Source organism: Pseudomonas sp. WJP1 (genome assembly GCF_028471945.1).
In the GTDB taxonomy this organism is placed as follows: Bacteria; Pseudomonadota; Gammaproteobacteria; order Pseudomonadales; family Pseudomonadaceae; genus Aquipseudomonas.
Genome location: NZ_CP110128.1, coordinates 4267234 through 4280311 on the forward strand (window position 1 = coordinate 4267234; position 13078 = coordinate 4280311).

Sequence of the window (13078 nt, forward strand, 5' to 3'; positions counted from 1 at the left end):
GATGAGCGTCAGCAGCACTTCCCCAGCCCTCAACCGCGCGCTGTTGCTCAGCCCGGTGGTTCTGACCCTGCTGGCCCTGATCGCCATTCCGCTGGGCATCATGGGCTACATCAGCCTGTTGCCGCGCAACGTCTATGGCGGCGTCGACTGGCAGGCCGACTGGCAATTGCAAAGCTACGTGCAGCTGTTTTTCCAGGAAGGTTTCGACGGTGAGCTTGAGCTCAATTGGGTCTACGCGCAGGCGCTGTTGCGCTCGGTGTTCCAGGCCGGTGGCACCACGGTGTTGTGTTTCCTGTTCGGCTTTCCGGTGGCGCTGTGGATGTCGAGCCTGACACCACGCCGGCGCAACCTGATGGTGTTGCTGATCACCATCCCGTTCTGGACCAACCTGCTGATCCGCAACTACGCCTGGTTGATCATCCTGCGCGAACAGGGTTGGGTCGCCCAGAGCCTCAACGCGCTGTTCCCCAGTGCCGGCGGCATCACCCTGCTCTACAACGACTTCGCGGTCAGCGTCGGGCTGGTCTACAGCTTCCTGCCGTTCATGATCCTGCCGATCTACTCGACCCTGGAGAAACTCGACTGGCGCCTGGTAGAGGCGGCCTATGACCTGGGCGCCAATCGCTGGCACGCGCTCAAGCGGATCATCCTGCCGCTGTCGATGCCGGGGGTGATTGCCGGTTCCCTGCTGGTGTTCGTGCCGAGCCTGGGGGCCTTCATCACCCCGGCGATTCTTGGCGGCGGCAAGACCCTGATGATCGGCAACCTGATCCAGCAGCAGTTCGGCACCGCGCGCAACTGGCCACTGGGCAGTTCGCTGTCGTTCCTGTTGCTGGGGATTCTGCTGCTGTCGTTGGTGCTGTACGCCCTGTATAGCCGCAGCGCCGCCAAAACTCTTCGTCGGGGAGCCACCGCATGATCGCCCTGCACCTGAAAAAACTGCCGATGACCCGGGAAGTCAGCCTGCTGATCCTGGCCTACCTCTACTTGCCGATCTTCGTGTTGATCGCCTACAGCTTCAACGCCAACCGCTCGGCGACGGTGTGGACCGAGTTCTCGTTCGCCTGGTACGGGCGGATCCTGGCCAACCCGTCGATCCAGACCGCGGCGCTGAACTCGATCATCGTCGCCGGCATCGCCACGGTCTGTGCCACGGCCATTGCCCTGCTCGCGGCACTGGCGACCTACCGGCCGTTCTACGGGCAGAAGATGGTCGAAGGCGGGATCAACCTGCCGCTGATCCTGCCGGAGATCGTCACCGCCGTGGCCACCCTGCTGTTGTTCATGGCGCTGGGGATCAAGCTGGGATTGCTGACGGTGATCGTCGCGCACATCGGCTTCTGCATTCCTTTTGCCTACCTGCCGATCCGCGCGCGGCTCAATGACCTGGACAAGAGCCTGCTGGAAGCGGCGAACGACCTGTATGCCAACCCCTGGCAGGTGTTCCGCCGGGTGACGCTGCCGCTGTTGTGGCCGGCGGTGCTGTCCGGTTCGGTGCTGGCGTTCGTGGTCAGCCTCGACGATTTCATCATGACCTTCTTCGTCGCCGGCCCTGGTTCCACGACCCTGCCGGTGTACATCTTCTCGGCGATCAAGGCTGGCGTGACGCCAGAGATCAACGCGATCTCGACCCTGATGCTGGTGATTTCCATCGTGCTGGTGGTGCTGGCCTTCTGGCTGGGACAGCGCGGCAAACAACAATGAGCCTGGAGTGTTCGTCCATGAAAGTGAAAAGCATGCGTTTCGCCTTTGCCGGTCTGGCCTTGAGTTGCTTCACCGCGCTCAGCGCCCAGGCCGCCGAGCCCAAGGAACTGTTCTTCTACAACTGGACCGATTACTACCCGGTCGACCTGCTGGCCAAGTTCGAAAAGGAGACCGGGATCAAGGTCACCATGGACGGCTACGACAGCAACGAAACCCTGCTGGCCAAATTGCAGGCCGGGGGCGCGGCGTACGACGTGATCGTGCCGTCGCAATCGATCATGCGCACCTTGATCAACCAGAACCTGCTGCTGCAAATCGATGCCTCGACCCTGCCCAACTTCCAGTACGTCAAGCCGGCGTTCCGCGATCCAAGCTTCGATCCTGGGCGCAAATTCTCGGCGCCGTACCTGTGGGGCAGCACCGGGTTCTCCTATGACAGCGCGCGAGTGCCCGGCGGCAAGCTGGACGATTCTTGGAAAGAGTTCTTCGAACCGCGCAAGGAGCTGCAAGGCCAACTCGCCGCCCTCGACACCTCCAGCAGCGTGATCAACGCCGCCAGCCATTACCTGAACGTCGACGAATGCACGGAAAACCCGCAGGACGCCAAGCGCATCCTCGAACTGCTGCAAAAACAGAAACCCTTCCTGAAGATGTACAGCTCGGACAACACCGTCGACCGCATGGCCTCGGGCGAGGTGATCATGATGCAGAACTGGAACGGCTCCACTGCCCGGGCCACCTTGCAGAAGAGCACCATCAAGTACGTGTATCCGAAAGAAGGCCTGGCGATGTTCCAGGACAACTTCGCCGTGCCGAAAAGCGCACCGCACCCTGGCAACGCGAAGATCTTCATCGACTGGATGATGAAACCGGAAAACGCCGCCGCCGTGTCCAACGCCATCGCCTACGCCAACGGCATCCAGAGCGACAAGCTGATCGATGCCAAGTGGCGAGTCATGGACGCCATCAACATGCCCGACGAATTCGCCTCGCGCCTGCGCCCGGAGAAGGAATGCAGCAACAAGGCGCGTGAGCTGCAGGATCGCATTTGGGCGAAGCTCAAGGGCTGACTTAAAACCGAGTCGCGGCCATCGCTGGCAAGCCAGCTCTCACAGTGATTTGTGCTGATCACACATTTTGCGAACACCCCCAAACCCTGTGGGAGCTGGCTTGCCAGCGATTAGGCCCGCCTGAACAACACAGAATCTGAGGTAAGCAATGACCCAACCCCGCTGGCTACGCAACGTACGCCCCTACGGCGCCCCCGCTGAAGACCTGCTGATCGAAAACGGCCGGCTCAGCCAACGCCGCCCCGCTTCGAACGAAGCCCTGTCGGCCTCCGACATCGACGGCCAAGACCAACTGCTGACCCCTGCCCTGGTGGAAAGCCACGTGCACCTGGACAAAACCCTCTGGGGCCAGCCCTGGCGCCCCAACAGCGCAGGTCCCACCCTCAAGGACTACATCGCCAACGAGCGGCGCATCCTGCGCGACGTCACCGCACCGATTGCGCAACGAGCCGGTGCCCTGCTGGAAAACTGCATCGCCCGCGGCTCGCTGACCCTGCGTTGCCACGTCGATATCGACCCGGAGTTCGGCCTGCGCCATGTCGAAGCCATGCAGCAGCTGCAGGAAAAATACCGTGACCTGATCGACCTGCAACTGGTGGTGTTCCCGCAAACCGGCCTGATCAGCCGCCCCGGAACCGCCGAGCTGATGCGCGAAGCCATGGCCCTGGGCGTGGAGAACGTCGGTGGTCTTGACCCGTGCGGCATCGACAACGACCCGATCGCACAGCTCGACTTCGTGTTCAAACTGGCCAGCGAGTTCGACCGTGGCGTCGACATTCACCTGCACGACAAGGGCGAGCTGGGCCTGTGGCAGATCGCTCTGATCGCCGACTACACCCAGCGCTTCGGGCTCCAGGGTCGGGTGATGATCAGCCATGCCTATTGCCTGGGCATGTTGCCGTGGAACCAGGTCAAGTCGGTGGCCGAACGGCTGGCGATCCTGGGTATTTCGCTGATGAGCTCGGCCCCGGCCGATTGCGCGGTGCCGCCGTTCCTGGCGTTGCGCGAGGTTGGCGTGAATGTGTGCCTGGGCTCGGACGGTATCCGCGACGCCTGGTCGCCCATGGGCAACGGCGACATGCTGGAGCGGGCGATGCTGCTGGCGTTTCGTTTCGATCTGAACAAGGACGAAGAACTGGCGGCGGCGTTTGAGGCAGCAACGGTCAATGGCGCCCGGGCGCTGGGTCATGAAGGTCTGGGCCTGGAGATTGGCCAACCGGCGAACTTCCTGTTGATGCCCGTGCAGACTTTGGGCGAGGCCGTGGTGGCACGGCCGCTGCGCGAGGTCTATCGCGGAGGGCAGTTGATTGCCTCCGCTGGGCGCCTGCTGGAAAGTCGCCTGTGAAACGCATCGGCCTCAAGGCCACCTGCGTGGTCGGCTTCGACGGTGCGCAGCATGTGCTGTGGCGCAACGGCGAAGTGGTGTTCGAAGGTTCGCGCATCCTGTTTGTCGGGCGTGATTATGCAGGTCCTGTGGATCAGTGGATCGATTACGGCAACGCGCTGATCGGTCCCGGCTTCATCGACCTGGATGCCCTGGGCGATCTCGACTCCACGGTGCTGACCCTGGACAACGGCGACGAGCGCGACATGGGCCGGATGTGGTCGGCGCAGTATCTGGCGCGCGGCCCAAGGGAGAGCTACAGCCCCGAAGAAGAAGTCTTCAAGTACCGCTACGCCTTCACCCAATTGATCCGCAACGGCATCACCACGGCCATGCCGATCACCTCGATGTACTACCGCGAGTGGGCCGAGACCTACGACGAGTTTGCCGCGGTGGCCGGCGTGGCGGCCGAGTTGGGGCTGCGCACCTACCTCGGCCCCTGCTACATGAGCGGCATGAGTTACTGGCAGGCCGACGGTACCCTGGCCCACCACTGGGACGAAGCCCGGGGCCTGGCCGGACTTGATGCGGCGCAGCGGTTTTTCGAGGATTTCGAGGGTGCTCATCACGGATTGATTCGCGGCGCGCTGCTGCCGGATCGCATCCAGACGTGCACGCCAGCCTTGCTGCAACGCACCGCCGCGCTGAGCAGGGAACTCAATGCGCCGATGCGCCTGCATTGCTGCCAGGGCCTCGGCGAAGTGGCGATGGTGGAACAACTTCGCGGTTTTTCACCACTGGGCTGGCTGGAGGATCTGGGCCTGCTGACCCCACGCAGCCTGTTGCCCCACGGCATCTACACCCACGGCGATGCCGACCTGCAACGGGTGGTGGATGGCGGCGCGAGCCTGGTGCATTGCCCGGTGGTGTTCGCCCGGGACGGCGAGGCGCTGAATTCGTTTGGTCGCTATCGCGCCAAGGGCATCAACTTCGCCCTGGGCACCGACACCTGGCCGGCGGACTTGCTGGACAACATGCGCCAGGGCTTGAACATCGCGCGCCTGATGGAAGGCGGCAATGCGCTCACCAGCACACTGGATCTGTACAACGCCGCCACCCTCGGCGGCGCCAAGGCCCTGGGCCGCGACGATATTGGTCGCCTGGCGCCGGGGGCCAAGGCCGACATCACCGTGTTCAGCCTGCGCGGCCTGCACCTGGGACCGTTGTTCGACCCGTTGAAAAACCTGGTCCTGGCCGGGCGCGGCGACGACTGCATCGCCAGCTACATCGATGGCCGCTGCGTGATGCAGGACGGTCAGGTTCAAGGTGTCGACTACTCCGCCCTGCAACGCCAGGCCCAACAGCAATTCGAAAATCTGATGCGCAGCCACAGCGACCGGGCCTTCGGCCAACCGGACTGGAAGACCCTGTTCCAACCGGCCATCCCGTTCGCCGACGACTACAGCGCACAGGCGCCGCTGTGCGCCATTGATCCACTCCTTTAGAGAATTCTGCCCATGCAAAGCTTCGACTTCAGCCAACTGAGCCCACGAGACAAGTACAAGATTCTGATCGGCAGCGTGGTGCCACGGCCGATTGCCCTGGTCACCACCGTCGACGCTGAAGGTCGCGTCAACGCCGCGCCGTTCAGCTTTTTCAACGCGCTGTCGGCCGACCCGCCGATCCTGGCGCTGGGCGTGGAGAACTACGGCGACCAGAGCCCCAAAGACACCACGCGCAACATCCAGCTCAATCAGGAGTTCACCGTGAACATCGTCAGCGATGCCCTGGTGGAAGCCATGAACGTCTGCGCCGTGCCCTTCGCCCCGGGCTTCGACGAACTGACCGCCGCCGGCCTCACCGCCATCCCCGGCACCACGGTCAAATGCCCGCGCATCGGCGAGGCTCCGGTGGCACTGGAGTGCCGGCGGATGATGGCGCTGAACATCGGCCAGTCGCGGGAGATCATCTTTGGCGAAGTGCTGATGGCCCATGTGCGCGATGAGCTGATCGACCCGAAGACCCTGTACATCGATCAATTGGGGCTGGATGCGATCGGGCGCATGGGTGGGCATGGGTATGCGCGTACCCGGGATTATTTCGATTTGCCGACGCGCTCGTTGCAGGCGTGGACGGAGGCACCGGGGGGTGGGGAACGGTTTTGGCCAATCGCCAAGTGACCTGCCTTCACACATAACCTGTGGGAGCGAGCCTGCTCGCGATGGCGGTCTAACATCCAACATCGATAGTGTCTGACCTACCGCTATCGCGAGCAGGCTCGCTCCCACAGGTCAGTGGAAATCGCGGCTGCGTACCGTGATGCCGTCGAGCAGTGGGCTCAGGTCACTCAAGCGCCCGGCAATCAGATGCCGCACCTCCCCCTCCTTCTCCCAGCGCCCATCGACCTTGAGTAGCTGCGAACCCACCAGCACCTGGCGCTGGCGCTCGGCCAGGTCGCGCCAGACCACCACGTTGACGTTGCCGAACTCGTCTTCCAGGGTGACGAAGGTCACGCCGCTGGCGGTGCTCGGGCGCTGTCGGCCGGTGACCAGCCCGGCGACGCTGACCGGTCGCCCGTGCTCCACCTCCAGCAACTCCTTCGAACTGCGGCAGCGCCGGGCTTTCAACTCGCCGCGCAACAAGGCCAGCGGATGCGGGCCGAGGGTGGTGCCGAGGCTGTTGTAATCGGCCAGCAGGTCCTCGCCGACCGTGGGTTTGGGCAGCGCCACCGCGCCCTCTTCCTGACGGGGCAGCCCGGCAAACAGACCGAGTTGTTTTTGCACCCCCGCCACTTCCCAGCGTGCCCGATGCCGGTCACCGGCCAGCCCCCGCAATGCGCCGGCATCGGCCAGTTGTTCCTGGGCGCGCGCATCCAGGCCTGCCCGTTCGCCAAGATCGGCGATGTCGGCAAAGGCGCCTTTTGAACGCGCCACTTCGATGCGCCGGGCATCGTCCTGGCGAAAGCCCTTGATCATGCGCAAGCCCATGCGAATCGCCGGTTGCGCACCGGCAATCGGCTCGAGGCTGCAATCCCAGTCGCTGGCCCGTACGTCCACCGGGCGAATCTGCAAATGGTGACGGCGCGCGTCCTGCAGAATCTGGTCCGGGCTGTAGAACCCCATGGGCCAACTGTTGATCAGGGCACAGGCGAAGGCCGCCGGTTCGTGGCATTTCAACCAGCAACTGGCGTAGGTCAGCAAGGCAAAACTGGCGGCATGGGATTCGGGAAAACCGTAGCTGCCAAAGCCTTTGATCTGTTCGAAGATCTGCGCGGCGAAATCGGCGGTGTAGCCTTTTTTCTTCATCCCGGCGGCCAGGCGATTCTTGTGGGGTTCCAGGCCACCGTGGCGTTTCCAGGCCGCCATGGAGCGGCGCAACTGATCGGCTTCGCCGGGGCTGTAGTCGGCGGCGACGATGGCGATCTGCATGACCTGCTCCTGGAACAGCGGCACGCCGAGGGTACGTTTCAACACCTCGCGCAGCTCTTCGGAGGGATAGCTTTCGAGCTCTTCCTTGTTTCGCCGGCGCAGGTACGGGTGCACCATGCCGCCCTGGATCGGACCGGGGCGAACGATGGCCACCTCGATCACCAGGTCATAGAACTCGCGGGGCTTGAGCCTGGGCAGCATCGACATCTGTGCCCGGGACTCGATCTGGAACACCCCGATGGTGTCGGCGCGGCCAATCATGTCGTAGGTCAGCGGGTCTTCGGAGGGAATCGTCGCCAGGCTCAAGTCCAGGTCGCGATGACGACGCAGCAAGTCGAGACAACGACGAATCGCGCTGAGCATGCCTAATGCAAGGATATCCACCTTGAGCAGGCCGACCGCGTCCAGATCGTCCTTGTCCCACTGGATGATAGTGCGCTCGGCCATGGCCGCGTTTTCCACCGGCACCAGAGTGTCCAGGGGATGCTCGGAAATCACGAAGCCGCCGGGGTGCTGGGACAAGTGTCGGGGGAAACCAATGAGTTGTTGCGTCAAGCTCAACACCCGGCGCAGCACTGGGCTCTCAGGATCGAAACCGCCTTCACGCAAGCGCTCCACGGGCGGTGTTTCATCACTCCAGTGACCGCAGCAATCGGCCAGGGCATTGATCTGGTCCGGCGGCAACCCCAACGCCTTGGCCACATCGCGCACGGCGCCGGCCGCGTGGTAGGTGCTGACCACCGCAGTCAATGCCGCGCGAGTCCGCCCATAGCGCTGAAACACGTACTGCAAGACTTCTTCGCGGCGTTCGTGCTCGAAGTCCACATCAATGTCCGGCGGTTCGTCGCGCTCCTTTGAGAGAAAGCGCTCGAACAACATGTTCATCCGGTCGGGGTCGATTTCGGTAATGCCCAAGGCGAAACACACCGCCGAGTTGGCCGCAGAACCTCGGCCCTGGCAGAGAATTTTTTCGCGCCGGGCGAAGGCGACGATGTCCTGGACGGTGAGGAAATAACTCTCATAACCCAGCTCGGCAATCAGCCCCAGCTCCTTGTCGATCAGCCCGCGGACCTTCTCGCTGGCACCCTGGGGCCATCGCTGGCGAATGCCACGCTCGGTCAATTCCCGGAGCCAGGACGCTGCGCTGTGTCCCTCGGGCACCAGCTCCCGCGGATACTGATAACGCAACTGGCCCAGGTCAAAGGTGCAGCGCCGGGCGATGTTCAGCGTTTCTTCGAGCAAGGCTGGCGGATAGAGCTCGCGCAACACATCGAGGCCGCGCAGGTGCCGTTCGCCGTTGGGGTGCAGGCGCAGCCCGGCATCGGCCACCGGCAAGTGATGGCGGATCGCGGTCATGGTGTCCTGCAGGGCCCGGCGCCCGCGCGCATGCATGTGCACATCGCCGCTGGCCACCGCGGGAATCCGCAGTTCCCTGGCCAGCGCCAGGAGATCGTTCAGCCGCCGGGTATCGTCCTGGCCGCGATGCAGCTGGACCGCCAGCCACAAGCGATCGGCGAAGGCTTGTTTCAACCAATGGCCCTGTTCAAGGTCATTGACCGCGTCGGGCACCCACAGCGCCAGCAGCCCTGGCAACGCGTCGCCGAAGTCTTCGCGCAGCACTTGATACTGACCTTTTTGCGTACGGCGTCGGGCTCGGGTGATCAGTCGGCACAGGGTCTGGTAACCCTCGAGGTTTTCCACCAGCAACACCAGCTTCGGGCCATTCTCGATGCGCACTTCACTGCCGATGATCAGTGACAGCTCCACGGACTTCGCCGCTTGCCAGGCACGGACGATACCGGCCAGGGTGCATTCGTCGGTGATCGCCAGGGCCTGGTAGCCCTGTTTTTTCGCCCGTTGAAACAACTCCAGGGCACTGGAAGCACCGCGCTGGAAACTGAAGTTCGACAGGCAGTGCAGCTCGGCATAGTCGGTGCTCATGCGAACCAGCCCTGCAGCCACAACGGGCCACCCTCACCCACAGCGCGGTAGGCCCAACCCTGCTGGCCGGCACGGGTTTCGATCAGATAGTAATCACGGCGTACGTCATCGCCGTCCCACCAACCGGATTCGATGCGTTCCGGTCCCATGAGGATACGCGTCGAGCCTTCGTGCAACGCCAGCGGCTCGGTCAGCAGCCAGCCCGGTCGCTGCACGGTCGGCAATCGCGCACCGGGCTGGCTGTCGGCACTGGCCTGCCACGCGCACTCGGGCCGGTGATCGGCCTGAAAGCGCAGGCCATGCACGGCGTCATCCCCCAGCCGTGCGCGCAGGCGTTCGCGCAGTTGCTCCCAGGGCAAGCTCTGCTGCGGGCGATCGTCGAACAACTCCTGAAACTGCGGGACGAAGCTCGGCAGGTCTTCGGCGCGCAGGCGAAAACCGCGCACCGGGGCCTCGACCTGGACTTGCTCCAGACGCCCCCGGGCCAGTTCGAACAGCATCGCCGGATCGCGTTCGGCGCTGAGCAGGCCGACCTTGATCAGCGTGTCCGGCAACCCGGCGTGCTCCAGGTGCAGGTCGAAACGCTGCACACCGCTGTCGCGACCGCACAGGAACGCCGACAGGTCTCCCGTCAGGCGGCGCAACGGAAACAGCAAGGCCTGATGGGATTGCACATCGAAATTGAGCTCGATGCGTACGTCGAAACGGTCCGGCGGCAAGTAGAACGCCAGCGCCAGACGTCGTGTCCCCAGCAAGGCATCCAGGTGCATGAGCACCTGGGCCTCGAAACGCCGGGCCAGGCTGTGCCGGGGCAACGCCTGCACCTGGCTCAAGGTGCGCAGGCCCATGCGCGACAACGCCGTGGCGACGCTGGCCTGCAGCCCGATGCGGTCGACGGGCATTTGCCCCAGGTAATGCTGCAAGGCTTGCTCGTCGGGCACCACCAGGCCGTCATAGGCGTTGGCCAGCACCCGCGCGGCTACCGGATTGGGCGCGGCGACGATACGGTGACGAAAGCCCAGTTCGCCGAGTTCGCTGCGCAGTCGCGCCTCGAATTGCGGCCAGGGGCCGAACAGCCCCAGGCTGGACTCGATTTCGAACACCAGCGCCCGCGGGTAATGCACGCTGACCTGGGAACTGAAGCGATAAGCCCAGGCGGCCAGGAATTGCTGCCAGTGTTCGATGTCGGCGACGTCGTACTCGGCGGTGGCAAAGCCCTTGCTCAAGGCCTGGGCGGCGCTCATCGACTGGCCGGGGCGCAGGCCCAGCGCCCGCGCCGGGCCGTTGACCGCCTGCAGCACCCGACGCTGGGCCGGGCCGGTCAGCAGCGCCAGAGGCTCCTGGGGGTCGGCGCGCTGACGCAGTACCGCGTCCAGCGCCAATTGCGGGAACAGAATACAGACCCAGCGCATGGCAACCTCAATGCCCCACGGCGAAGGCAATCGGCGTCGAGCGGGCCAACCCGCCGCGGCACTTGAGCACGCGCAATTGCGCGGGCCTGGCATCGATGGCGATGCGCAGGGCCGCGGGCGAAGGGTTGATCGCTTCGCTGAGCGAGCGATAGGCGAACGCCAGGGTCGAGCCGGTTTCCGCCGCCACCTGCAAGCGGCGCAAGGCGCGGTCATCGGCTTTGTGCGGCCAGCACAGCACCGCGCCACAACTGCCCGAACGCAGGCATTGTTCCGCCGCCCACAACGCATCGCGCTCGCTGGCCTGGATGATCGACAACTGGCGCAGATCGACCCCGGCATTCTGCCAGGCCTGGGGATAGGGCACGCAGGGCGGCGCCACCAGCACGATGCGCTCACCCGCCGCCGACAGCCGCGCCAGCGCCGGCCACACCAGTTGCAACTCGCCCACGCCCTGCCCGGCCAGGAGGATTTCCGTCAGCGCCGCCTCCGGCCAACCGCCCGTGGGCAATGCCGCATCCAGTGCGGCATGCCCGGTGGGTTGCGGGCTGACGGCCGGTGGCGCAGGCCGGCCCCTCCAGACCTGCCCGCCATTGAACAGCGTATCCAGCGCGACGACGGCACCCATCAGCCTTGCCTCACCAGGCCGCAGAACACCCCTTCGATGGCCAGGTCGCGGTCGGCTTCGACGATGATCGGTTGATAGGCCGGGTTGCGCGGCAACAGGCGAACCCGCTCGCCAACCCGCTCGAAGCGCTTGATGGTGACTTCGCCGTCGAGCCGCGCCACGACGATCTGGCCATTGACGGCCTCGGGGCTGCGGTGCACGCCCACCAGGTCGCCGTCGAGAATGCCGTCCTCGATCATCGAGTCACCGCGAACCCGCAGCATGTAGTCCGGCACCCGCGAGAACATCGACGGATCGAGCAGCAAGCGACTATGGACCTCGGCATCGGCACCGATTGGCGTACCGGCCGCCACCCGGCCGAGCACCGGGATGTCCAGCAGCTCGGGGCGCGGCGGCTGCCCGAGCAAGCGAATGCCCCGGGCCTGATGCGGGTTGACCTCGATAAACCCGGCTTCGGTCAGTGCCAGCACATGCTTGCGCGCCACGCTGCGGGAGGCAAAACCGAACGCCTCGCTGATTTCAGCGAGGCTCGGGGACTGACCGTGTTCGGCGATGCGTTCGCGGATGAAGGTCAGGATGGCGGTACGGCGGGGAGTTAATGTGGTCATGGAGTACATTTGTACTCTTTCCGCAATTTCCTGGCAAGGACCGCCAGTCAATTCAAACCGCGGGACGCCAGAAACGCAGCGATGTAATCGATAAACGCCAGCACCTTGGCCGTGGCCCGCCGATGGCTCGGGTACACCGCCAGGATGTGCGGGCCGAAGCTGTCCGGGTCGATGTCATAGTCGGCCATCACCCGCACCAGGCGCCCATCGGCGATGTACGGCGCCGCACTCCACAACGGCGTATGCAGCAACCCCCGCCCGGCCAGGGCATTGGCCAGCAGCAAGTCGTAGTTATCGCTGCGCAAGCGTGGTGCCTGGGGTTGCGGCAGGCTCAGGCGCTGGCCGTCACGCTCGGCCCACCAGAATTCGCGGCTGAGCAACGGATGGCGATACAACAACCATTCGTGCTCATCGAGGGTCTGCGGGGTGACCGGCAGCCCCTTGCGCGCCAGATACTCCGGGCTGGCACACAGCGCCAGGCGATTGCTGCCGACCACACGGGCGATCAACCCCGGCAAGTCGTCATGACCTTCGCGCAGGGCAAGGTCGTAGCCACTCTCCAGCAAATTGACGAACTCGTCACACAGGTCCACTTGCAGGTTGATCTGCGGGTATTGCTCGAGAAAACCGCCACACACCTGATCGAGAAAGGCCTGCCCATAGGCCAGCGGCGCGGTGATTTTCAGGCTGCCGCGCAAACCATGCTGCAACTGCTCGATTTCCTCGCCGGCCTCGTCCAGGCGCTGCAACACCTGGCGCGCGGTTTCCAGGTAGAGCCGCCCGGATTCCGTGAGCAAGATCCGCCGGGTACTGCGCTCGAACAAACGCGCGCCGAGCTGCGCTTCCAGGTGATTGACCGCCTTGGTCAGGGCCGACGGGGTCTTGCCCAATTGCTCGGCGGCGCGGCTGAAGCTGCCCAGTTGCGCCGTGACCACGAACATTTTCAGTGCACCCAGCTTGTCCATT

General features: G+C 64.4%; 11 protein-coding genes. 6 read left to right on the top strand and 5 right to left on the bottom strand.

The annotated features are described in order from the left end of the window. The first annotated feature begins 1 nt into the window (after nucleotide 1). The 6 genes from OH720_RS19050 to OH720_RS19075 all read left to right on the top strand — a co-directional run bounded on the left by OH720_RS19050 (nucleotide 2) and on the right by OH720_RS19075 (nucleotide 6278). On the top strand, nucleotides 2-919 hold the full coding sequence (locus tag OH720_RS19050; RefSeq protein ID WP_008060032.1) for an ABC transporter permease: 918 nt from the start codon (nucleotides 2-4) through the stop codon (nucleotides 917-919). Next, entirely contained in the window at nucleotides 916-1704 is a 789-nt protein-coding gene (locus tag OH720_RS19055) for an ABC transporter permease (RefSeq protein WP_020795454.1), read from the top strand. The genes OH720_RS19050 and OH720_RS19055 overlap by 4 nt, the downstream gene beginning before the upstream one ends. Nucleotides 1705-1721: 17 nt before the next feature. Then, nucleotides 1722-2774: an extracellular solute-binding protein gene (locus OH720_RS19060; RefSeq protein WP_008060034.1), complete on the top strand. Its 1053-nt coding sequence runs from the start codon at nucleotides 1722-1724 to the stop codon at nucleotides 2772-2774. A 148-nt stretch (nucleotides 2775-2922) separates the two neighbouring features. After that, a complete protein-coding gene (locus OH720_RS19065) occupies nucleotides 2923-4119 on the top strand; it encodes an amidohydrolase family protein (RefSeq protein WP_272602447.1) in 1197 nt (398 codons plus the stop codon). Next, nucleotides 4116-5603, top strand: a complete 1488-nt coding sequence (locus OH720_RS19070) for an amidohydrolase family protein (RefSeq protein WP_272602448.1) — start codon at nucleotides 4116-4118, stop codon at nucleotides 5601-5603. Before OH720_RS19065 ends, OH720_RS19070 begins: the two co-directional genes overlap by 4 nt. 12 nt (nucleotides 5604-5615) lie before the next feature. Then, a complete protein-coding gene (locus tag OH720_RS19075; RefSeq protein WP_272602449.1) occupies nucleotides 5616-6278 on the top strand; it encodes a flavin reductase family protein in 663 nt (220 codons plus the stop codon). Between the two features lie 111 nt (nucleotides 6279-6389). Here OH720_RS19075 and OH720_RS19080 read toward each other — a convergent pair whose 3' ends face one another. The 5 genes from OH720_RS19080 to OH720_RS19100 are packed head-to-tail and all read right to left on the bottom strand — an operon-like array spanning nucleotide 6390 to nucleotide 13077. Continuing rightward, nucleotides 6390-9488: an error-prone DNA polymerase gene (locus OH720_RS19080; protein WP_272602450.1), complete on the bottom strand. Its 3099-nt coding sequence runs from the start codon at nucleotides 9486-9488 to the stop codon at nucleotides 6390-6392. Beyond that, nucleotides 9464-10879 (bottom strand): Y-family DNA polymerase, encoded by a 1416-nt coding sequence (locus tag OH720_RS19085; RefSeq protein WP_272602451.1) that lies wholly within the window; start codon nucleotides 10877-10879, stop codon nucleotides 9464-9466. The genes OH720_RS19080 and OH720_RS19085 overlap by 25 nt, the downstream gene beginning before the upstream one ends. A gap of 7 nt (nucleotides 10880-10886) precedes the next feature. Continuing rightward, nucleotides 10887-11504 carry a translesion DNA synthesis-associated protein ImuA gene (gene imuA / locus OH720_RS19090; protein ID WP_180203420.1) on the bottom strand — a complete coding sequence of 206 codons (618 nt, stop codon included), beginning with the start codon at nucleotides 11502-11504 and terminating at the stop codon, nucleotides 10887-10889. After that, entirely contained in the window at nucleotides 11504-12121 is a 618-nt protein-coding gene (lexA, locus tag OH720_RS19095; protein WP_272602452.1) for a transcriptional repressor LexA, read from the bottom strand. The genes imuA and lexA overlap by 1 nt, the downstream gene beginning before the upstream one ends. Nucleotides 12122-12159: 38 nt before the next feature. Beyond that, complete coding sequence (locus OH720_RS19100; RefSeq protein ID WP_272602453.1) at nucleotides 12160-13077, bottom strand: LysR family transcriptional regulator; 918 nt, start codon at nucleotides 13075-13077, stop codon at nucleotides 12160-12162. Nucleotide 13078: the final 1 nt, after the last annotated feature.